Source organism: Bradyrhizobium sp. RDM12 (assembly GCF_051917485.1).
In the GTDB taxonomy this organism is placed as follows: domain Bacteria; phylum Pseudomonadota; class Alphaproteobacteria; order Rhizobiales; family Xanthobacteraceae; genus Bradyrhizobium.
In genome coordinates, this window is the sequence record NZ_CM133064.1 from 4,064,179 (window position 1) to 4,081,976 (window position 17,798).

General features: G+C 64.2%; 19 protein-coding genes and 5 pseudogenes. 10 read left to right on the top strand and 14 right to left on the bottom strand.

Annotated elements, in window-relative coordinates; genetic code table 11:
• Positions 1 to 22: 22 nt before the first annotated feature.
• On the top strand, positions 23 to 1,006 hold the full coding sequence (locus ACTGJ9_RS19540) for a Tim44 domain-containing protein (RefSeq protein ID WP_456678383.1): 984 nt from the start codon (positions 23 to 25) through the stop codon (positions 1,004 to 1,006).
• Between the two features lie 172 nt (positions 1,007 to 1,178).
• On the top strand, positions 1,179 to 1,886 hold the full coding sequence (locus ACTGJ9_RS19545) for a glutathione S-transferase (protein WP_456678384.1): 708 nt from the start codon (positions 1,179 to 1,181) through the stop codon (positions 1,884 to 1,886).
• A gap of 1 nt (position 1,887) precedes the next feature.
• Here ACTGJ9_RS19545 and ACTGJ9_RS19550 read toward each other — a convergent pair whose 3' ends face one another.
• From ACTGJ9_RS19550 to ACTGJ9_RS19570, 5 genes are all read right to left on the bottom strand, one after another.
• Positions 1,888 to 2,562 (bottom strand): methyltransferase family protein, encoded by a 675-nt coding sequence (locus ACTGJ9_RS19550; RefSeq protein WP_456678385.1) that lies wholly within the window; start codon positions 2,560 to 2,562, stop codon positions 1,888 to 1,890.
• A 72-nt stretch (positions 2,563 to 2,634) separates the two neighbouring features.
• Positions 2,635 to 3,087, bottom strand: a complete 453-nt coding sequence (locus tag ACTGJ9_RS19555) for a helix-turn-helix transcriptional regulator (protein WP_456678386.1) — start codon at positions 3,085 to 3,087, stop codon at positions 2,635 to 2,637.
• The gene (locus ACTGJ9_RS19560; RefSeq protein ID WP_456678387.1) at positions 3,084 to 3,749 is read right to left on the bottom strand and encodes a hypothetical protein; all 666 of its coding nucleotides are present in this window, start codon (positions 3,747 to 3,749) and stop codon (positions 3,084 to 3,086) included. Before ACTGJ9_RS19560 ends, ACTGJ9_RS19555 begins: the two co-directional genes overlap by 4 nt.
• Before the next feature lie 309 nt (positions 3,750 to 4,058).
• A complete protein-coding gene (locus ACTGJ9_RS19565; RefSeq protein WP_456678388.1) occupies positions 4,059 to 4,232 on the bottom strand; it encodes a hypothetical protein in 174 nt (57 codons plus the stop codon).
• Between the two features lie 295 nt (positions 4,233 to 4,527).
• Entirely contained in the window at positions 4,528 to 5,007 is a 480-nt protein-coding gene (locus tag ACTGJ9_RS19570) for a hypothetical protein (RefSeq protein ID WP_456678389.1), read from the bottom strand.
• 246 nt (positions 5,008 to 5,253) lie between these two features.
• On the opposite strand from ACTGJ9_RS19570, the pseudogene ACTGJ9_RS19575 reads away from it, so the two are divergent.
• Positions 5,254 to 6,923, top strand: a pseudogene (locus ACTGJ9_RS19575) (fumarate hydratase).
• A gap of 139 nt (positions 6,924 to 7,062) precedes the next feature.
• Here ACTGJ9_RS19575 and ACTGJ9_RS19580 read toward each other — a convergent pair.
• From ACTGJ9_RS19580 to ACTGJ9_RS19600, 5 genes and pseudogenes are all read right to left on the bottom strand, one after another.
• Positions 7,063 to 7,359, bottom strand: coding sequence for a hypothetical protein (locus ACTGJ9_RS19580; protein ID WP_456678390.1), 297 nt, complete (start codon positions 7,357 to 7,359; stop codon positions 7,063 to 7,065).
• Positions 7,360 to 7,468: 109 nt separating this feature from the next.
• Entirely contained in the window at positions 7,469 to 8,023 is a 555-nt protein-coding gene (locus ACTGJ9_RS19585; protein WP_456678391.1) for an inner membrane-spanning protein YciB, read from the bottom strand.
• A 13-nt stretch (positions 8,024 to 8,036) separates the two neighbouring features.
• Positions 8,037 to 8,612 carry a hypothetical protein gene (locus tag ACTGJ9_RS19590; protein WP_456678392.1) on the bottom strand — a complete coding sequence of 192 codons (576 nt, stop codon included), beginning with the start codon at positions 8,610 to 8,612 and terminating at the stop codon, positions 8,037 to 8,039.
• A 75-nt stretch (positions 8,613 to 8,687) separates the two neighbouring features.
• A complete protein-coding gene (locus ACTGJ9_RS19595) occupies positions 8,688 to 9,170 on the bottom strand; it encodes an MAPEG family protein (RefSeq protein ID WP_456678393.1) in 483 nt (160 codons plus the stop codon).
• A 43-nt stretch (positions 9,171 to 9,213) separates the two neighbouring features.
• A pseudogene (locus ACTGJ9_RS19600) lies at positions 9,214 to 10,613 on the bottom strand (carotenoid oxygenase family protein).
• Positions 10,614 to 10,718: 105 nt separating this feature from the next.
• Between ACTGJ9_RS19600 and ACTGJ9_RS19605 the strand changes: the two are divergent.
• From ACTGJ9_RS19605 to ACTGJ9_RS19615, 3 genes and pseudogenes are all read left to right on the top strand, one after another.
• Positions 10,719 to 11,444: a TetR/AcrR family transcriptional regulator gene (locus ACTGJ9_RS19605; protein ID WP_456678394.1), complete on the top strand. Its 726-nt coding sequence runs from the start codon at positions 10,719 to 10,721 to the stop codon at positions 11,442 to 11,444.
• A gap of 161 nt (positions 11,445 to 11,605) precedes the next feature.
• Complete coding sequence (locus ACTGJ9_RS19610; RefSeq protein WP_456678395.1) at positions 11,606 to 12,172, top strand: SET domain-containing protein; 567 nt, start codon at positions 11,606 to 11,608, stop codon at positions 12,170 to 12,172.
• A gap of 267 nt (positions 12,173 to 12,439) precedes the next feature.
• Positions 12,440 to 12,640 (top strand): annotated as a pseudogene (locus ACTGJ9_RS19615) (hypothetical protein).
• A 197-nt stretch (positions 12,641 to 12,837) separates the two neighbouring features.
• Here the strand turns inward: ACTGJ9_RS19615 and ACTGJ9_RS19620 are convergent.
• Positions 12,838 to 13,235: pseudogene (locus ACTGJ9_RS19620) on the bottom strand (hypothetical protein).
• A gap of 36 nt (positions 13,236 to 13,271) precedes the next feature.
• Entirely contained in the window at positions 13,272 to 13,502 is a 231-nt protein-coding gene (locus ACTGJ9_RS19625) for a hypothetical protein (RefSeq protein ID WP_456678396.1), read from the bottom strand.
• A 100-nt stretch (positions 13,503 to 13,602) separates the two neighbouring features.
• Here ACTGJ9_RS19625 and ACTGJ9_RS19630 point away from each other — a divergent pair, with 100 nt between their 5' ends.
• Positions 13,603 to 14,424 (top strand): helix-turn-helix domain-containing protein, encoded by an 822-nt coding sequence (locus ACTGJ9_RS19630; RefSeq protein WP_456678397.1) that lies wholly within the window; start codon positions 13,603 to 13,605, stop codon positions 14,422 to 14,424.
• Positions 14,425 to 14,490: 66 nt separating this feature from the next.
• Positions 14,491 to 15,156: a DsbA family oxidoreductase gene (locus tag ACTGJ9_RS19635; RefSeq protein ID WP_456678398.1), complete on the top strand. Its 666-nt coding sequence runs from the start codon at positions 14,491 to 14,493 to the stop codon at positions 15,154 to 15,156.
• Between the two features lie 7 nt (positions 15,157 to 15,163).
• On the opposite strand, the pseudogene ACTGJ9_RS19640 reads toward ACTGJ9_RS19635, so the two are convergent.
• Positions 15,164 to 16,325, bottom strand: a pseudogene (locus ACTGJ9_RS19640) (GNAT family N-acetyltransferase).
• A gap of 172 nt (positions 16,326 to 16,497) precedes the next feature.
• Between ACTGJ9_RS19640 and ACTGJ9_RS19645 the strand changes: the two are divergent.
• Both ACTGJ9_RS19645 and ACTGJ9_RS19650 read left to right on the top strand, forming a co-directional pair.
• Positions 16,498 to 16,926 (top strand): YeeE/YedE family protein, encoded by a 429-nt coding sequence (locus tag ACTGJ9_RS19645; RefSeq protein WP_456678399.1) that lies wholly within the window; start codon positions 16,498 to 16,500, stop codon positions 16,924 to 16,926.
• Between the two features lie 5 nt (positions 16,927 to 16,931).
• Entirely contained in the window at positions 16,932 to 17,399 is a 468-nt protein-coding gene (locus tag ACTGJ9_RS19650; RefSeq protein WP_456678400.1) for a DUF6691 family protein, read from the top strand.
• A gap of 58 nt (positions 17,400 to 17,457) precedes the next feature.
• On the opposite strand, the gene ACTGJ9_RS19655 is transcribed toward ACTGJ9_RS19650, so the two are convergent.
• Positions 17,458 to 17,793 carry a hypothetical protein gene (locus ACTGJ9_RS19655; RefSeq protein ID WP_456678401.1) on the bottom strand — a complete coding sequence of 112 codons (336 nt, stop codon included), beginning with the start codon at positions 17,791 to 17,793 and terminating at the stop codon, positions 17,458 to 17,460.
• Between the last annotated feature and the right edge of the window lie 5 nt (positions 17,794 to 17,798).

Consider the following 17,798-nt stretch of genomic DNA (forward strand, 5'->3'; position numbering starts at 1 on the left):
CCCATCTTACTGGCACGTCCCCATGCCGGGGATTTGGGAAACGCACATGAATTTCTCGCAATGGTCCCGCACTCTCGTGAAGACGATTGCCGTCGTTCTGGCGCTCGCGCTGCCGACGGCGCTTGCGATCTCCTCCGCTGACGCTCGCGTCGGCGGCGGCTTCTCGTCGGGTTCGCGCGGTTCGCGGACCTTCTCGGCCCCGCCGTCGACCACGACCGCTCCGGGTTCGACCTCGCAGTTCAACCGCACCTACAGCCAGCCCGGCGCCGGCATGAACACGGCTGCGCCCGCCCGCGGCGGCCTATTCGGCCGCGGCGGCGGCTTCCTGGGTGGTCTTGCGGCCGGGTTCCTCGGCGCAGGCCTGCTGGGCATGCTGTTCGGCGGTGGCCTGTTCGGCGGCCTCGGCGGGCTGTCGTCGATCCTGGGCCTGATCATCCAGATCGTGCTCGTCGTGTTCGTGGTGCGGCTGGCGATGTCCTGGTGGCAGCGCCGTAACGCGCCGCAGGCGGCCTATGCCGGCGCTGACACCGGTCCGGGATCGCAGACGAGCCATCGCAGTGGCCTCGGCGGCGGCGGCTTCGGCTTCGGCGCCAACAATGCGCCGCTCGAGATCAAGCCGGACGACTACGAAGCATTCGAGCGTCTGCTCGGCGATATCCAGGCCGCCTGGTCGAACGAGGACGTTGCGAAACTTCACACGCTCGCGACGCCGGAGATGGTCTCCTATTTCGAGCGGGATCTCGCCGAGAACCGCGCGCGCAACGCCATCAACAAGGTGACCAACGTGAAGCTGTTGCAAGGCGATCTCGCGGAAGCCTGGCGCGAAGGCGAGACCGACTACGCGACCGTGGCGATGCGCTTTGCGCTCACCGACAAGACGGTCGACCGCAACACCGGCGCGCTCGTCGCCGGCAGCGAGCAGCCGGGCGAAGTCACCGAAGTCTGGACGTTTGCTCGCCGCCCCGGCAGCGCCTGGGAATTGTCGGCGATCCAGCAGACCAACTGATCGCGCGCAACATCGGAAACCAGGGCGTCGTGCTTTTTGCACGGCGCCTTTTTCATATGCGGAGAGCTCTTTCAGCCCGGCAGTGTGGCGCGAGCATCTGGTTCCCGCTCCGACGGAACCTTCCGCTGCGTGTTACATTGGTTCCGTCGCCTCCACGCTCACGGACCCTCTCATGAAATACGAGCTCTACTACTGGCCCGAGATCCAGGGCCGCGGTGAATATGTCCGGTTGGCGCTGGAGGAAGCGGGGGCGGCTTACGACGATGTCGCACGCGGCCCGCGCGGCAGCGGCGCCATGATGAAGATGATGGAGGCCCACCAGGGCACGCCACCCTTTGCGCCGCCGTTCCTGAAAGCGGGCAAGCTCGTCATCGGCCAGACCGCCAACATCCTGCTGTATGTCGGGGCCCGTCACGCCCTCGCGCCAAACACCGAAGCCGGAAAACTCTGGGTGCACCAGCTTCAATTGACCATCACCGACTTCGTGGTCGAGATCCACGACACCCATCACCCGCTCGGGCCTTCGATGTACTACGAAGATCAGAAGCCGCCGGCCAAGAAGCGCACCGCCGAATTCTGGGACGAGCGCGTGCCGAAATATCTCGGCTATTTCGAGCAGCTTCTCGACGCCCATGGCGGAGCCTATGTCACCGGTAGGCGGTTGACTTACGTCGATCTCTCGCTGTTCCAGATTGTCGAGGGCCTGCGCTATGGCTTCCCGAAGCGGATGAAGGCGTTCGAGAAAAACATTCCCGGGCTCGTCGGGCTGCACGAGCGTGTCGCGGCCCGGCCGAACATCAAGGCCTATCTTGCAAGCGAGCGGCGTATTCCCTTCAACGAGCAGGGCATCTTCCGCCGTTACAAGGAGCTGGATGCGTAAATCACCACAGTCCGGGCAGCAGGCGGTAGCGCACCCGCGCTGCATAATCGGCATAGCCGGGCAGGCCTGCGATCAGCGTGCGCTCCTCGATGCGGATGCGGGCCGCAAGCAGCACCAGGAAGAGCGGTGCAATTGCTAGTCCCCACCACGAGCCGAGGATCAGCGGCACGCTGGCGAAGAACAGGATCATGCCGCTGTACATGGGATGGCGGACATGGGCGTAGGGCCCGGTCGAGATCACGCGCTGCGCGCGCTCGGCCTGCAGCTTCACCACGGGTGCTGCGAACGAATTCTCGCGAAAGACCCACAGCGTGAACAGCGTCGAGGCGAGGAACAACACCAAGCCAAGCACCTGCCATGCGATGTTCATGTGGGACGCAAGATGACGCCGGTCGAGCCCAATCGCGACGAGCCAGCCCAGCATCGCCACGACGAACACGACCATGAAGATCTTGTCCGCGGCCGGCTGATCTTTCTGAAGAACAGGCCGCAGACGTTCGGCCAGAAGCGCCGGGTCGATCCGATAGAGCCACCAGCCGCAGAGCGGGCCGAGCAGGACGGAGGTGACGAGAAACACCCACGCGCCAGGCCAATGCAGCGTGCCGGCGGCCGCGAACAGCAGGGCCCCCATTCCGGCGGTGAGAACGGTGTTCTGCAACAGCAGGCGTGCGATCATGCTCGGCTCCGTCACGCGACCGGGCCATTGATAGCATTCTTCGGCCAGCATGGCAGCGCGACAGGGTTGGCCTCAGATCTTGATAGGCGGTGTAAAGGCCGCGACGAGCCGCACCAGATCCGCCTGCCGCTTGGTTCCGGTCTTCGTAAAGATCCTGGCGAGATGGGTCTTGATCGTTGTTTCGGCGACGCCCAAGCGTTTGGCCACATCAGGAACCCCGCCGACTTCGACAATGGACAGGAACACGCGCAGTTCGGCCGGCGTCAGCTTGAAGAGCTTGCGGATGAACTCGGGAGCGGCGATCGTATCGATCGCTGCCTTGCAGACGAACAGGACGGCGCAAGCCTCATAGCCGGCGCCGAGCGTTTTGCGGCGCCCGGCGGTCAGCGGCACGAGATGCCCCACATAATGCGACCCGTCGCGGGCCGCCAGATGCAGCGAGATGCCCGTCGTCGCTCGGTCGCCGAGAACCGTGCCCGCCAATACCTGCCGCAGCATGCGATCCGCATTCAGGTCGGAGGTCACGAGCCGGCCATGGAGCGAACGGAGGACGTCGGCTTCGTCCAGGATCTCCCGCGCGCTCGCGTTGGCGTGCGTGATATGAGCGTTGACATCAAGCAGCAGGGTGGCGGCGCGCAGGGGTCGAGCACGCGCGCCGAGGTCATCTCCAAAGCGTTCTGCTGCTGCAGCTTCTGGCGGATATGCATGGCGCGCTGCATGTGCGGCGTGATGTACGAGATCACCTGATACATCTTGCGATCGACGGGACCGCCGGCCTTCATGATCGAGAGGCGGGATATGCCGTCAGCGGATTTCTCGAGCAGGATATTGGCGGCGTCCTCGAGACCCTGCGGCCGCGTCCATTCGTTGTAGAACATGGTGGTCCGGAATTCGTCGACGTCGATCCAGTCTCCGATTGTCTGGATCTGACCGACCGGCGCGTGGAGCACCGCGCGCGACGGATCGAATGGCTCGTAGGTTTCGATATAGGACTGAACGCAAGCAGGATCGACGCCGACGGCATGCGAGATCACGGCCTCCCCGCGAGCCCCGATCCGGACCAGACCGCCGCCCTGACCGCCCGCGAGATCGACGAGGTCGGCAAGCGTCGTCGTCCATCGCAGAATCGTCGAGCGCGGCATCGTAGATGTCCCCACCAGCGCCGGCAGCTCTTCGTTCGGTTCCATCAGCTTGTCCATGAACGCGGTGGGGGCTCGTTCGGCCTCGCACATGAGCACGCCGGATGTGGAAATTTGATGAGGCGGATCACACTTCAGGGGCACTGAACAATCAGCCCGAAGGCCAACGGCGAGGCCCGGCGGACGCGAACGGCAAGGCGCGCGCGTCGCGATGGCGGCAACATGATGCAATAGGAGGCGTGCGATTAAGCGCGGTTCGTCGTCGTCCCCGCACGAATTTGGCCGCGCTATCCGGCAAATCGGACGCGCGAAAAGCCCGGTCAACCGGACCGGGCGATCCATCGCAGGCAAGCCGGATCAGGCGAGCTGATCGATCCGCGTGCCCTGGCCCGGCGGCAGCGGCGCAGGCGGCGTCGGCTGATAGGTCGGGTCGTTGTCCTTGGTCCTGGTCTGGTCGTCCGCCTGCTTGGTCGTGTCGTAGCTCGGGACCACGACCGTCACAGGCGGCGGCGCAACGCTGGAAACGCTCATCCACAAATCCTCACAGATTGAAACAATTGATCCTGCCCCGGAGGGAACGAAAGCTCCCTCAAGCCAATCGTTAAAATGCGAGGGATCAGATGCGAAAAGACGCGCTGTTTCGTGCCTGACATTGTGCTGTGTTAGGGAGAGCTCCGATTTCTCGCCGTCATTGCGAGCGCAGCGAAGCAATCCAGAATCCCGCGGAAAGACTCTGGATTGCTTCGCTGCGCTCGCAATGACGGAATATGTGGCGGGCGGCGTTGTAACGCGGACGTATTGCGCTCGCGGTTGGCGGGCGCTCGACCTACTCGTCCTTCGGTCGTGTGATCGCGATCGCGGCATCCGTCTTGGTACGCGTGCATTCCATGTTGAGGCGCTTGTAGCGCATCGTCACCTTGTCACCGCGCAACAGGCCCATGCGCTTGAGGCAGCGCGTCGCGCCGGTCGTGGTGTCGTCCTTCGTCACTGTGAAGATGATCGCGGCCGCGGAGGCGACCAGCTCGTAGAACTGCGGCGTCGGCTTGCGGTCGCCCTTGGCGTAGAGCTCGTTGGAATAGGTCTGTCCCTGGGCACGGCAGCCGAGCGACAGCTCCTTCGCCGCCGGATGGGTCAGGTAGATGATATTGGCGGCCTTGAAGTTGACCTTCAGCCCGTCGACCCCGCCGGCGAGCTGCTTGGCGATGTCGTCGCACTGATCCGCGCGCGCAGGCAGAGCGTGGGTCACAAGACCGATGATTGCGGCGGCGACAACGATCGCGCCGCGGAGGTGCAGTTTGAAAAACATGATGAAAGGCCCCTTAGAACGCGTATTCAACCGTCGCCGCGCGTGAAGCGCAAGGGGTGCAACCGGGCTTGATGGCAAAACCACGAGCGTCCGCTGATCGAAGGAGGGGACCGCAAAAAATGGCTGACATGGCACCGAATCGGGATGCCCCGGCCGCGCCAGAACGCCTTCCCTTTGCAGCAAAAAAGCTTAGAACGCTTCCATGCTTAGAGGCCCGCGAGGGCTCCAAAACCCGAGATTCTCCCCATGAACGCTCCCACCGCCTTCCCCGACGCCTCAAAACCCGTCCCACCTTATAAGCACACCCCGCTGTTCCCGCTGGGCAAGGACGAGACGCCCTACAAGAGGATCACGTCCGAGGGCGTCAGGGTCGAGAAGGTCCTGGGCAAAGACATGCTGGTGGTGTCGCGCGAGGCGCTGCGGGCGTTGTCGGAAGCGGCCTTCGGCGACATCAACCATTATCTGCGGCCCGGCCATCTGAAGCAGCTCCGCGCGATCCTGGAGGACGGCGAGGCGAGCCCGAACGACAAGTTCGTGGCGCTGGATTTTCTCAAGAATGCCAACATCGCGGCCGGCGGCGTGCTGCCGATGTGCCAGGACACCGGCACCGCGATCATCATGGGCAAGAAGGGCTGCAACGTCATCACCGACGGTGACGACGAGGCGGCGCTGTCGGAAGGCGCGCGCGATGCTTACCTGCGCCGCAATCTGCGCTACTCGCAGGTCGCGCCGCTCTCGATGTACGAGGAGAAGAACACCGCCAACAACATGCCGGCGCAGTGCGAGATCTACGCCGAAGGCGCTCTCCAGAAGTAGATTCGGCCTACAAGTTCATGTTCATGGCGAAGGGCGGCGGCTCCGCCAACAAGAGCTTTCTGTTCCAGGCCACGCCCTCGGTGCTGACCAAGGACCGGCTGCTCGCCTTCCTGAAGAAGAAGATTCTCACGCTGGGCACCGCGGCGTGCCCGCCTTATCACCTTGCCATCGTGATCGGCGGCACCTCGGCTGAGCTTTGCATGAAGACGGTGAAGCTGGCGTCGGCCCGTTATCTCGATGCGCTGCCGACCCACGGCTCGCCTGACGGCAACGCCTTCCGCGACCTCGAGATGGAGAAGGAAATCCATGAGATGACGCAGTCGCTCGGCGTGGGCGCGCAGTTCGGCGGCAAATATTTCTGCCACGACGTGCGCGTGATCCGCATGCCGCGCCATGGTGCTTCGCTCCCGATCGGGCTCGGCGTGTCGTGCTCCGCGGACCGCCAGGTGCTCGGCAAGATCACCAAGGACGGCGTCTATCTCGAGGAGCTCGAGCACAACCCCGCGCAGTACCTGCCGCAGGTGGAGGAGTCGCTCGGCGGCGAGGTCGTCAAGATCGATCTCAACCAGCCGATGAAGGACATCCTTGCGACGTTCTCGAAGTACCCGACAAAAACGCGGGTCTCGATGACCGGCACCATGATCGTTGCGCGCGATAGCGCGCATGCCAAGCTGCGCGAGCGGCTGGAGAAGGGCGAGCCGCTGCCGGACTATTTCAAGAATCATCCGGTCTACTACGCCGGCCCGGCCAAGACGCCCGAAGGCTACGCCTCAGGGGCGTTCGGCCCGACCACTGCGGGCCGCATGGACTCCTTCGTCGACCAGTTCCAGGCCGCCGGCGGCTCAATGGTGATGGTGGCGAAGGGCAACCGCGCGCCTGCGGTGCGCGAGGCCTGCAAGAAATATGGCGGCTTCTATCTTGGCTCGATCGGCGGTGCCGCGGCAAATCTCGCCGAGCACTGCATCAAGAAGGTCGAAGTGCTCGAATATCCCGAACTCGGCATGGAAGCGATCTGGCGCATCGAAGTCGTCGACTTTCCCGCGTTCATCATCATCGATGACAAGGGGAACGACTTCTTCAAGGAGTTGAACCTGGGCTGAGGAGGCATGCTAGCGCCGTTATTCCGGGGCGCGCCTCTTGGCGCGAACCCGGAATCCATAGGCCTCAGTGCTTGCGGAAAAATGGATTCGGGCCTGCGTGCTGCGCACGCATCCCGGAATGACAGTGAGGCGGGTAGCCTTAAGCCTTCGTGCCCGTGAACGGAAAACTGCCCATCGGGCCGATGCCCATCTCGCCGCTCATGCTGTCGCCCGAGACTGTTCCGATGAACTCGAGCGTCAGCGGCATCGGGTTGGTGATGGAGACCTTCCAGTTGACAGCGTCACCGCTGGCGGCGCCGTCAAAAATCTCGGCGGTATTGCCTTCCGCGCTCTGCGTGCCCGTGAGCGTGCCGCCCGCTTGCTTCAGGTTCAGCGTCGCCTGGCGTTCGCCCATCGGCGTCGTCATGGTCAGATTCCAATTGCCGTCCAGGGCCATGCGCGTCTCCCGAACAATGTCCCGGCGGGCTGCGATGATCCGCAATCCGTCCTGGACCGAGTCTATAGCGCAACTTGAAGCCGCTGCCTAACGGCCCCTTGGGCGGCATTCAGGCGCGGGCGGCGGCGCGCCTGCGGCTGGTGACGACGAGCCTGAACACCACGTATTGCACGGCAAAGGCGAGGGCCTTGGCGCCGCCCGCGACCGCAGAGATATAGAACGCCCAAAGCTTCAGATCGCCGGTGGCGGCGACCGCGATCGTGCCGGCGCCGAGGACGAACATCAGCGCGGCCCACGCATAGCCCGCGGCTGTGACATATTCCGGTGCGGTCTCGACCACGATCGGCGGCATGTAGCGCAGCATCCAGCCGCGTTTGAGCATGATCGCGCCGATCGCGAAATGCGCGATCGCAGGCTTGGCCAGCATGAAGCGGGGATCGTTGGTCAGCAGCGTGACCGTGCCGAGAACGATCACGAGCGCGACGCTCGCATAGGTCATGTAGCCGAGCTCGCGACCCTTGACGCGGGCGTAAATCACCTGCGCGATCGCGCCGGCAATTGCCACCGAGGTCGCCAGGATGACGTTGTCGGTGACCAGATAGATCACCAGGAAGACGATGGCCGACAGGAAATCGGAGGCGAGGCGGGCGAATACGTCCTTCATTGTCGGTCCTGTCTCACTGGGCTTCGGGCAGCGCGCCGGCGGGCGCACCATACTTGATCTGGCGATATTCGGGATACCACTTGGTGAAATAGATCGCGCTGTTGCGGGCGGCGAAGGCGACCGCGAGGCCGAGCCAGACCGGCAGGCCCGGAAAGTAGAGCAGCACGATGTTGGCGGCCATCATCAGCAGAGCGGCCATGGTCCATGCGCCGGTGATGACGTAGTTGGCGGTGAGGAAGCCGGGCATCGCTGCGGTCTCGGCCGGCACGGATTCAACCGCGTATTGCAGCGTGAAGGGCCGGCGCGCCAGCATCGAGCCTAACGAGATGACGAAGATGCCGATATCGACCGAGAGTTTGACGCCGAGGCTGCCGAGCTTCGGATCGAACAGCACAAGGGTGAGGCCGATGCCTGCGAACAGGATCGCCGAGCCCGCGGCCAAAATCTTCACCGACCGGCCGCAGGCGACGTCGATCGCGATGGTGGCGAGGCAGATCGCGGAGGCCACGAATACGCTGATCGTGGCCGACGTCAGCATCATCAGGACAGTGTAGACGCCGTAGGGGACAAGGATCAGGAAGATCGTCATGGTCGCCTCGGTCCAACCTATCTTTACGATGTCAAGATTGATACTTCAGGACCGGTGCCGGGTCAATCAAAATCTTTACAGTGTCAAAATGACGTGAATGACCTGTAAAAATTCAATTGTTGCAAATGCTTGATCCGATATTTCGTCGGCGACGGCCGCCCAGGGCAGGCGCGACAGGACGGTCAGCGCGGTGCTGATCAGCAGGCCGATGGTGAGGAAGATGCTGCCGCTGCGGCAGATCAGGAATTTGAGCGAGCCCGGCATCGCGGACATGCCGAGCGGATGCAACAGCCGCGACAACACGAGCGCACCCATCAGCAGGTGAATGCGCGCGGGCGATGCGCCCGACATTTCGAGAAGCGCGACCATCAGCGCGATGATGGGGACGTATTCCATGAAATTGCCATGGGCGCGGATCGCACTGCGCAGGCCGTCATTGCCGCCGTCGCTGAACGGGGCGCTGCTGTTCCGCCGCAGCCGGATGACTTGCAACGCCAGCGCCGCGTAGATCAGCGCGAGGATCGCGAGATAGTTCGCCGTAATGGCGGGGATGTGCATGCGAAGTCTCCTGGATGACGTCCGCAACGGAGTGGCGAGGGGGCTACTGCGCTCCCACCCAATTGCCGTGAAAGCCGTCGGGCACGCGATGGCCGAGCTGCACCAGCGCGGCGGGACCGGCCTCGATGTCGGTGGCGTTGAACACGGCGAGGTCGCTGCGGTTCTCCCGCGCACGCCAGACCACCGCCAGCAGCCAGCCGTGGCCTTCCGCAGCATCTTTCGATCGCTCGACGAACACAGGCTCAGAGATGGTGTCGCCCGCCGGCAGCAGATACTGGCCGAGCCGCTTGCCGGTGCCGTCGACATGGACGATGCCTGACAGCGCGCCGAACATCGGCAGCCGCGGATTGGCGCAGGCGTACCAGCCATGACGGCTCTTCAGCCCGGCGCGGCGATCATCGATGCGCGGGAATTCGCCGATGAGGTCGTCGAGATAGGTCTGCTGGAAACGGTCGGTATTGCCCGCGAGATCGAAGGTCCAGCGGCAATGGCGTGCAAAGGATTTCTCGGGATTCGTCGGCCGGCCGTCCGGATGCGGAAACAGCGGCGCCTCCTCGAACTGCATGACGTCCGCGATGATGCGGTCGCCGTCCTCCCATGCATTCATGACGTGGAAGACGTAGCAGGCCTCCGCGCGGAACCAGACAATGTCCTTTGCCGTACCGCTGCGCTTTATCACGCCGACATAAGCGCCTTTCTCCGGCTCCCAGGCATAAGGCGGCCGGCCCGCCATCGCGCGCTCCACGCTGCCGGTAAGGGGAAGGATCGGAAACAGCACGTGATTTTCGGTGACGATGAAGTCGTGCACCATGCTGGCATAAGGCGCCTCGAACCGCTCGAAGCGCGTCGCTTTGCCTGATGCATCGATCGATCCGTAGGAGAGGGCGCGCGTCAGCGGTCCCGCGGCATTGTAGCCGAAGAACACCATCTCGCCGGTGATCGGATCGATCTTCGGGTGCGCGGTGAAGGTGCCGGCGATGCGGCCTTGATAGTTATGATAGCCGCGGGTCTGAAGCGTGCCCGGCTCGATCTCGGTCGGCAGATGCGCTTCTTCCAGCGCGAGCAGCTTGCCGGCGTGGAAGATGATGTTGGTGTTGGCGACGCCGCCGTCAGTCACATGAGCAGGTGCGTCCGGCAATTTGCGGCCGAAGCCGTTGCCGAAGAACGCGCGGCCGGCATCGTGCTCGGCAAGCCATTTTGGCGTGCGGACCCAACGGTTGCGGTAACTGGCGCCGCCGTTTTCGAGGTGAAAGGCATGCAGCATGCCGTCGCCCACGAACCAATGTGCGCCGGGGGATCGAATTGCGGATTGGGGCCGTTGCGGTAGAGCGTGCCATTCAGCTCGCGCGGCAATTCGCCGACGATCCTGAGGAAAGGCGCGTCCGCCTCGAACGGAATCGGCGCGATATTGTTGCGGCGCTCGGTGATGGCGTCCTGCTGCACGGCGTATCGCTCCCTATCTTTACATCGTAAAGATGGAATAGGGCAAGTGTAGCTTGCGTCAAGCGAAATCTTTACACTGTCAATATTGCGTCATATAGCTTGCGGATGGCCAAGAGCGATACCAACAGCGAAACAGCGCGCGGCCCCCGTGCTTCCCGACGAACATCGTCGGCATCACGTCCGGGGCGCCGCCCGGCGAGCACGAAGACCGAGACGCCCTATCATCACGGCGCCTTGCGCGAGGCGTTGCTGCAAGCGGCCGAACGGGTGCTGGAGCGCGACGGGCTCGGCGGCCTGACGCTGCGCGCGGTGGCGCGCGAGGCGGGGGTGTCACACGCCGCACCGACCCATCATTTCGGCGATCTCACAGGGCTCGTCAGCGAGCTCGCCGCGATCGGCTTTCGCCAATTCAATGCGGCGATGGCGTCTGCCTGCGACGCGGCCACCTCGCCGCTGGAGCGGGCACTGGCGCGGCCTAAAGCCTATGTCGCCTATGCCCAGGCCCATCCCGGCATGTACGGTCTGATGTTCCGCACCGAGCGGCTCGATTATTCCAGGCCCTCACTGCACGAGGCCGCAGAATCCTCGTTTGCCGGACTTGCCAATGCGATCGGCGCGATGCGGCAGGAGCCGATCAGCGGCGACAAGCTGACCATCGAGCAGGGCGCAGCAATCGCGCGGGCCTGGTCTATGGTGCATGGCTTCACCATGCTGCTGCTCGACGGACGGCTCGAGGACATTTTGGAGCGGCTGCCTGATGGCACGACGGCCGAGCAGCTTCTGGAAGCGATCCTGAAGTCGACGGTGGCGGGAAAGCTGCCAACCACCTGATCGACCCAAACGTCGATGCGGAACTCGCGGCTTCCGGCACTTTCACTGTGGGCAAGGTTAAACGCGCTTCCGATAGTCCTGACAGCGGCGCGGAATCGTTCTAGAAGAGCGGCTTCGCTTGGGCTCATGCAGCCTCGTTCGCGTCCTCTTTACACTTGATCATGCCAGCCATCTCGTCGAACAAACCTTATCGCGTCGGCCGCTCCAAGACCGGGCTTGGCCTCTTCGCCACCAAACCGATCAAGAAGGGCACCCGGATCATCCGCTATTTCGGACCGATTCTGGACTGCCGAATCCCTGCGCAGGACGAGATCGAGAACAAATATCTGTTCGAGCTCAACGGCCGCTGGACTATCGACGGCTCGGTGCGCAAGAATGTCGCCCGCTACATCAACCATTCCTGCCGGCCCAACGCGGAGTCTGACGTCCGTCCGCGCGAACGCAAGGTGTTCATCCGCGCCATCAAGGACATCGAGCCGGGCGACGAGATCAATTACGATTACGGGACCGATTATTTCAAAGCCTATCTGAAGCCGATCGGCTGCAAGTGCCCCTCCTGCGAAGCCAAGCGCAAGAAGCAACGCGCGGAGGCCCGTGCCGAACGCGCCAAGGTAAAGGCGCGCGCCGAGCGCAAGGCGCAGAAGGCGGGCGCGACAACCACGACGGCCAAAAAGAAGAAGCTGAACGGCAAGCACTTCGCCGGCAAGGTCGGTCGCGCGAAGGCGTAGCTTCAGTCGGCCGCGCTACATCAGTCCGCTACGTCGATCCTGTGCTTCGTCTCGAGTCCGGCAGGTTCTTGAACTGCCCGGGGCCTTGAAGCTGCTGATGGCTGTGTTCACTTCTGGACATTCGAAGTTCGAAAGAGCGGGCATATTTAGCTATGCCTGTCAGGTGAGATCAGGCTCGCTTCACGGAACAGAACCCGCGCCTTGTGCATATTAGTTTCGCCGGAACTCAAAACCCCACGGTTAGGACCCGTCAGACGAGGTTGTATCATGCAGCGCCGACGCCGCTTCAAACAGACCGTTCCTCTTGAAGAACGACTTGCCGAAGAGGCGCAACGCCTCCGGGACGAAGCCAGATCCTTTCCCCCGGTCCGCAACGCGAGGACGCCCTCCGAAGAGCAAGGCAAGCCGAGACAGGCTCGCATATGAGCGAGTGGCTGCGAACGCCTCGGGCTTCAGCCACCTGAGTAGATCCTCGCGAGCTCGCAACGACGATCTGAAGAGAGCGCACACCTCGCTCACGTCTCGTGCCCCCGGACGTAGCGCAGCGCCAGTTCGGCGGTGCGCTGCTGAGCCGGGGCCCATGTCTCCGAGAGCAATCCTTCCCGCGCGGATCCCGGCTGCGCAGCAACACCAAAAGCGTTGCAGCGCGTCCGGGACACAAGACATTACGCTGCCACCACGCTGCCGCTTCTCCGCAGCCCCACATATTGCAGCTCGGCGAATACACCGGTCGCGATCGCCTGCGCCACGACCATGAGCTCGCCGGCGAGGTTCGGCGACACCGCGCCCGAGAACAGCAGCGCGATGCTGCCGACCGTCCAGGCGGCGTTGCCGACCACAACCAGCAACACGAGCGGCTTCAGCACCGCTGCGCGGAGGCGAGCCATCCGACAAGCGCGGTATAGGCGATCAGGAACAGCCCGGTTTCACGCAGCAACGCCTCGGGCAGGTTGAACAGCGTCGCGAACGCGCCGGCGCCGAAAGTGAAGCCGAGCGCGGCGAGGCCGCTGAACACAGTATCGGCGAGCAGGGCGCGGCGCAGGAAGGTGGATGCATCAATCATCAGAGGTCTCCATGGTTGGGTTGGCTTGGGGTGAACTCAACGCAAGCCGCGCCACCAGGCGCGGAGCAGGCGGGCGAGGCGGAACGGGCAAAGGCTTCTGCCGACGCTGTGCTCGAAGGCGGTGACGTGCGCGACGACGTAGTCGCCGGTTGAATGCACCAGCGGCTCGGGCATGTTGAGGCTGCGTGCCAGCATCCGGGTCGCGAACGCCATGGCCCAGGGAAGAAGGTGGTCTGCAAGGATGCGGTAGAGCAGCAGCGCGATCATGGTCATCTCCTGTGTCCGGGAAGATGCGCCACGGTGGGACCCAATTCGATTACCTCGGGGGTAATGGAAGGGCCGAAATCTGCGTGATAGGTTTTCGACCATGAACGCACATGCATCCACGGCACGCGCCGAACCCAGCCAGCCGGTCCATATCGGCGACCATTTGCGCGAATGGCGGCAGCGCCGCCGCATGAGCCAGCTCGATCTCGCGGGCGAAGCGGAGATTTCCGCGCGGCATCTGAGCTTCGTCGAGACCGGGCGCGCCGCGCCCTCGCGCGATATGGTGCTGCGGCTCGCCGAGCGTCTCGACGTGCCCTTGCGCGAACGCAACGTGCTGCTGGTCGCCGCCGGCTACGCGCCGGCGTTTCCGCAGCGTCCGTTGGAGGATCCTGCCTTGACATCAGCCCGTCAGGCGATCGATCTCGTGCTCAGAGCACATGAACCCAATCCGGCGCTGGCCTATGACCGGCGCTGGAATCTGGTGACCGCCAATCGCATGGTGGCGCCGCTGCTTGCCGGCATCCCGGAGCGGCTGCTCGGCCAGCCCTTGAACGTGCTGCGGCTCGCCTTCCATCCAGAGGGGCTGGCGCCGCGCACGGTCAATCTCGCGGAGTGGTGCGCGCATCTGCTCGAGCGCCTGCATCGGCAATGTGAGGCGACGGCCGATCCGGCGCTGATCAAGCTCTACCACGACCTCAAGAGCTATCCGATCCCGGCGCGCTCGGCGCCGCTGTCGAGCGACAATGTCGCAATCCCATTCAAGCTGCGCCATGACGGCGGGATACTAAGTTTCTTCTCCACCACCATGGTGTTCGGCACACCGGTCGACATCACCCTGTCGGAGCTGGCACTGGAGACGTTCTTTCCGGCGGACGAACGCACCGCCGCCTGGCTGAGACAGACGGCCGCAAATGTGGCCTAGCACCCTTGCCCCGGGCGGCGTTCGGCTTATCTACCGACGAAATCGCACCGCCCGAAGGAGGCGCTCATGAGCACGCTGAAACCGCTCCAGATCGATGTCGTCTCCGACGTGGTGTGCCCGTGGTGCTATATCGGCAAGCACCGGATCGAAAGCGCGCTGGCGCTCGTGCCCGACGTTCCGGTCAAGCTGAATTTCCGACCCTTCTTCCTCAATCCCTGGGTGCCGCGCGACGGCATCAGCCGCGAGGATTATCTCACCACCAAGTTTGGCTCGGTCGAGGCCTATAAGGGCATTGCCGGCCGCGTGGTCGCGGCCGCCGGCGAGGAAGGCCTCGTCTACAAACCCGAGCTGGTCGCGCGCCAGCCCAACACCACCGACTGCCACCGCCTGATCCTCTGGGCCGAGGCGATCGGCAAGGCACCCGAGATGAAGCAGCGCCTGATGGAGCTGTATTTCCGTGACGGCGGCGATCTCACCGACGCCAACGTGCTGGTGCAGGCGGCCGCCGATGTCGGCCTCGATGCCGAGGACGTGCGCAAGCGCCTTGCCACCGACGAGGATGTCGCGCGCGTGTCGGCCGACGCGCAGGAGGCCGCCGAAAAGGGCATCTCCGGCGTGCCGACCTACGTGTTCGCGCAGAAATACGCCGTCTCCGGCGCACAGGATCCGAATCTGCTCGCCCGCGCCATCCGCCAGGTCTCGGCGGAGATCAACGCGCAGGCGGCGGAGTAGGGACGGCTTATTTGCGGAGCAGGCGGATCGCGCGGCGCGCTGTTTCGCGTGCGAAGCCACGGGCAATCAGCGTCGTGTGAATCAGGGCTGTCATCGGATCGTTGCGCCGCAGCGGGATCAGCACGTCGCCGATTGCAAAGCGGCCGCGCCAGATCGGGTTGATCATGGGATGATCGGCGCTCGCGGTGGAATCCGCGCTCGCAATGGACGGGTCGGCGCAGAGATGGCGCGTCAGATCGAGCGTGAGTTGCACGCCCGGCGAATGCTTTGCAAAACGCTCGTCGATGCCGAGCTTGAAGAAGAAGGCGCGGTCCTGGTGGCGCAGCACGATGCCGGCGGCAACCGGCGTCGCGCCGGCGCGCAGGGTGACAATCTCGCATTGCGCGGTCTCGGCGAGTGCGGAGACGGCGCGGCGAATGAAGGTCGCATCGCCCGGGTCCTGAATCAGTGCAGTGCCGCGCTCGCCCTTCCAGCCGCTGGCTTCGAGCTGCAGGAAGGTTTCGAGCGCGGGCCTGACCTCGTCGGGCTTGCGCGCGATGTCGAAGCTGATCGCGCCGTGTTCCTCCAGGCGATGGCGCTGCCGTCGCAATTCCTTGAGCTTCTTGGCGCCAAGAGCCTCGTGCAGCAGCCTGTCGCCGTCCTGTCTCGCATCGAGGCCGGCGCGGACATAGGAGCCGAGCACGCGTGGCTTCAGGCCGAGCTGGCCGAGCGCTTCCCTGAGCGATGCCATCGCAGCGCCGTCCAGCGCGACGTCACGCAGGATCAGCGCATGCGCGCCGGCGTCGCGCGCGGTGCAGCAGGCCTGTCGCGGCGTCGATTGGCCCGTCACGGTCAATCAACGGGCTGCACAGCGTGCCGTAGGGATGCGCGCTTACCAGCGCCGGCAAGGGAATCTTCCAGGCCTGCCAGAGCGAGACCACCGGCATCAGGCCGATCAGCCGCGTCGCGGAGCCGCCGCATACGGACAGGGCCGAGGCACCGACACGATCGCGCGCGGTTGCGCTGACGGCGAGCTCCCAGCCGGGCAGATAATAGCCGTTCGGCTCGACCGTCCGCTGCGCCAGTGCGCGCCATTGACCGGGCTCGATCGCCGTAAGCGGGACGAGCGCGGGCGCGGCATCCGTCGCCGATGCCGGATTGATCGCAGCCTGATGCGCGATGTCGACCACGTCCCGTCGTCCCCGTTCACACCAGGCAGCCGCCGGCGCTATGCCGACATGCTTAGCGCAAAGATTGGAAAATCCGGTTGGGACGCCGCTTCAATTCGGGTGATATTGTTAACGTCTCATTGAGCATCAGGCCGGCCCGCTGGCGGATGCCGTCTCGATTCGGAGGATCAAAATGGTCGTCACGCCTTTCACGCCGATTGCCTCGCTGCTCGGGGGCACGCTGATCGGCCTGTCCGCCGTACTGCTGATGTGGACGACGGGACGGATCGCCGGCATCAGCGGCATCGCGGCACGGTTGTTTCCACCTTACGAGGACGGTGAGTTTGCCGGCCGTCTCGCCTTCGTCACCGGCCTCATTGCCGCACCCGTGCTGGTGCGGCTTGTGACGGGAACCCTGCCGGCGCAGACGATCGCGGCGGGAACGCCGGTGCTGATCGCCGCAGGGCTGCTCACCGGTTTCGGCACAGTATGGGGCAGCGGTTGCACGTCAGGCCATGGCGTCTGCGGTCTGTCGCGATTGTCGGTGCGCTCACTGGTCGCGACCATCACCTTCATGGCGACGGGCGTCGCCACCGTCTTCGTGATGCGGCACTGGAGCTGACGGCAATGACCATTCTCGTTCAATTCGCAATCGGGTTGCTGTTCGGCCTCGGGCTTATTGGCTCCGGCATGTCAAATCCCGCAAAGGTGCTGAACTTCCTCGACCTCGGCGGCATCCCGGCGGGGACATGGGACGCGAGCCTCGCCTTCGTGATGGTCGGCGCCATCGCCGTGACCTTCGTCGGCTTCAGGCATGTCCTGAAGCGTGCACATCCCGTCTTCGCCGGACGCTTCTACGTGCCGACGCGCAGCGACATCGATCCCAAGATCGTTGTTGGGCCCGCGATCTTCGGCATCGGTTGGGGCTTGGCAGGCTTCTGTCCAGGACCGGCACTGACTGCACTGGGCTTTGGTTCGACCTCAGCCGTCATCTTCGTCGCCGCGATGTGCGCCGGCATGGTAATTGCCCGCTTCATCGCGCAGCTGCAATCATCGGCACGGATCGCGGCACCGGTTGATCCGCTCGAGACGTGACGCAAGTACAGGACCGGACGAGCTGTCTCGTCCGGTCCTTTCAGTCATGCCGTGTTGCTTACCAGCGGTCCCCGCCGACGCCGACGCCCACGCTGACGCCGGGCGCGCGAATGCCGACGCCGCCGCGCGGACCGTCGTCCCAGTCGCGATCGCGATAGGTGCGGCGCTCGTAATAGCGCTCGCGCGGCATTGCATCATAGGAGTCGCGCACGATCACGCGTGCGCCGCCGCGGGTGCGATAGCAATTGCCGGCGTCATCGCAGACGAGCCGGACCTCCTGAATCAGATTGGGGCTGGTGTATTCGCTGCTCGTGTACAGATCCGCAGCCTTCGTGCTGCTCGCCGCAGCGAGAGCCCCGACGCCGGCCAGCAGTGCAATCGTGAACGTCCTCATCCTGT

Coding starts and splice junctions, on each gene's coding strand:
- ACTGJ9_RS19540 (WP_456678383.1), top strand. CDS start 23: ATGCCGGGGATTTGGGAAACGCACATGAATTTCTCGCAATGGTCCCGC.
- ACTGJ9_RS19545 (WP_456678384.1), top strand. CDS start 1,179: ATGAAATACGAGCTCTACTACTGGCCCGAGATCCAGGGCCGCGGTGAA.
- ACTGJ9_RS19550 (WP_456678385.1), bottom strand. CDS start 2,562: ATGATCGCACGCCTGCTGTTGCAGAACACCGTTCTCACCGCCGGAATG.
- ACTGJ9_RS19560 (WP_456678387.1), bottom strand. CDS start 3,749: ATGGAACCGAACGAAGAGCTGCCGGCGCTGGTGGGGACATCTACGATG.
- ACTGJ9_RS19565 (WP_456678388.1), bottom strand. CDS start 4,232: ATGAGCGTTTCCAGCGTTGCGCCGCCGCCTGTGACGGTCGTGGTCCCG.
- ACTGJ9_RS19570 (WP_456678389.1), bottom strand. CDS start 5,007: ATGTTTTTCAAACTGCACCTCCGCGGCGCGATCGTTGTCGCCGCCGCA.
- ACTGJ9_RS19580 (WP_456678390.1), bottom strand. CDS start 7,359: ATGGCCCTGGACGGCAATTGGAATCTGACCATGACGACGCCGATGGGC.
- ACTGJ9_RS19585 (WP_456678391.1), bottom strand. CDS start 8,023: ATGAAGGACGTATTCGCCCGCCTCGCCTCCGATTTCCTGTCGGCCATC.
- ACTGJ9_RS19590 (WP_456678392.1), bottom strand. CDS start 8,612: ATGACGATCTTCCTGATCCTTGTCCCCTACGGCGTCTACACTGTCCTG.
- ACTGJ9_RS19595 (WP_456678393.1), bottom strand. CDS start 9,170: ATGCACATCCCCGCCATTACGGCGAACTATCTCGCGATCCTCGCGCTG.
- ACTGJ9_RS19605 (WP_456678394.1), top strand. CDS start 10,719: ATGGCCAAGAGCGATACCAACAGCGAAACAGCGCGCGGCCCCCGTGCT.
- ACTGJ9_RS19610 (WP_456678395.1), top strand. CDS start 11,606: ATGCCAGCCATCTCGTCGAACAAACCTTATCGCGTCGGCCGCTCCAAG.
- ACTGJ9_RS19625 (WP_456678396.1), bottom strand. CDS start 13,502: ATGATCGCGCTGCTGCTCTACCGCATCCTTGCAGACCACCTTCTTCCC.
- ACTGJ9_RS19630 (WP_456678397.1), top strand. CDS start 13,603: ATGAACGCACATGCATCCACGGCACGCGCCGAACCCAGCCAGCCGGTC.
- ACTGJ9_RS19635 (WP_456678398.1), top strand. CDS start 14,491: ATGAGCACGCTGAAACCGCTCCAGATCGATGTCGTCTCCGACGTGGTG.
- ACTGJ9_RS19645 (WP_456678399.1), top strand. CDS start 16,498: ATGGTCGTCACGCCTTTCACGCCGATTGCCTCGCTGCTCGGGGGCACG.
- ACTGJ9_RS19650 (WP_456678400.1), top strand. CDS start 16,932: ATGACCATTCTCGTTCAATTCGCAATCGGGTTGCTGTTCGGCCTCGGG.
- ACTGJ9_RS19655 (WP_456678401.1), bottom strand. CDS start 17,793: ATGAGGACGTTCACGATTGCACTGCTGGCCGGCGTCGGGGCTCTCGCT.